The sequence below is a fragment of the Xenorhabdus kozodoii genome (genome assembly GCF_002632875.1).
GTDB lineage: Bacteria > Pseudomonadota > Gammaproteobacteria > Enterobacterales > Enterobacteriaceae > Xenorhabdus > Xenorhabdus kozodoii.
Genome location: NZ_NJCX01000073.1, coordinates 1 through 1,321 on the forward strand (window position 1 = coordinate 1; position 1,321 = coordinate 1,321).

General features: G+C 51.6%; 1 protein-coding gene. It reads left to right on the plus strand.

Annotated features, from left to right (window positions below):
* Positions 1–79: 79 nt before the first annotated feature.
* Entirely contained in the window at positions 80–1,249 is a 1,170-nt protein-coding gene (locus Xkoz_RS19105) for an IS701 family transposase (RefSeq protein WP_099143509.1), read from the plus strand.
* The last annotated feature ends 72 nt before the right edge of the window (positions 1,250–1,321 follow it).

Sequence of the window (1,321 nt, forward strand, 5' to 3'; positions counted from 1 at the left end):
CTTAGTACTACAGTCGTACGCTCCATTGTGGCATGATAGCTCATGATATATTCTTCCTGAAAATAGGGGGAGGTGTTCAATGCACTCACCTGTCAACCTTTGGGAACAAGAACTGCTCTCATTACACACGCGTCTGACACCGTTATTTCACCATGCCAGTCCACAGCAACGCAGCCTCGCCTATCTCAGGGGATTACTCAGTGATGTTGAGCGTAAAAATAGCTGGCAACTGGCGGAATGGTTGGGTGAACACTCGCCTGATGGCATTCAATATTTTCTGGAACGCGCCCGTTGGGATGCCGAAGCGGCTCGCGATATTTTACGCGACTATGTGACTGACCATCTCGGTGATGAGCAAGGCATCCTCATCATCGATGAAACCGGTTTTATCAAAAAAGGGACCCATTCTGCTGGCGTCCAACGCCAATATAGCGGTACTGCCGGACGGATAGAAAACAGTCAGATAGGCGTCTTTCTCTGTTATGCCGGTCAGGGCGGCCATGCCTTTATTGACCGGGCCTTATATCTGCCTGAACAATGGACAGATAACCGGCCCCGCTGTAAATCCGCTGGCATTCCTGACTCGGTCACCTTTGCCACCAAACCCCAACTTGCCCAACAGATGTTGGAACGTGCATTAGATGCCGGCGTCTCTTGTCGTTGGGTGACCGCCGATACGGTGTATGGTCAAGATCGTCGTCTGCGGTGCTGGTTAGAATCCCGATATCAACCGTTTGTACTGGCGATCCCCAAAAATGAACGCGTGTGGTGGCAAGGGCCCAGATATACCAGCGCCGACAAGGTTGTGGACAGTCTGCCATCTTCGTTTTGGGAAAAACATTCCGCGGGATTGGGGACACAGGGAGAACGTTGGTACGACTGGGTTCGGGTGCCGCTTTGGCGTTTACAACTCAGTGAGGAAGAGCGGGATTATGGTCATTATCTGCTGGTTCGGCGCAGCCGGGATGAGAAACAAGAGCGGGCTTATTATATCGTCTATGCCCGCAGAGAACAGGCTGACCTGAAAACCCTGATTCAGGTGGCAGGGCATCGCTGGGAAATTGAAAGTGGTTTTGAGGAAACGAAGGGGGAATGTGGCCTGGATCATTATGAAGTGCGGCAATGGCACAGTTGGTATCGGCACATTACCTTATCGCTATTAGCTCATGCGGTGCTGGCGGTCTTGCGGATACGGGAGAAAAAAAACACCGGCAGGATTGGTAGCCCTGAGTATCCCGGAACTGCGTAAGCTGTTGTCAAAATTGATGGAAAAAACGGGAGAGGCAGTCGAACAGATTTTACATTGGTCAGACTGGCGGCG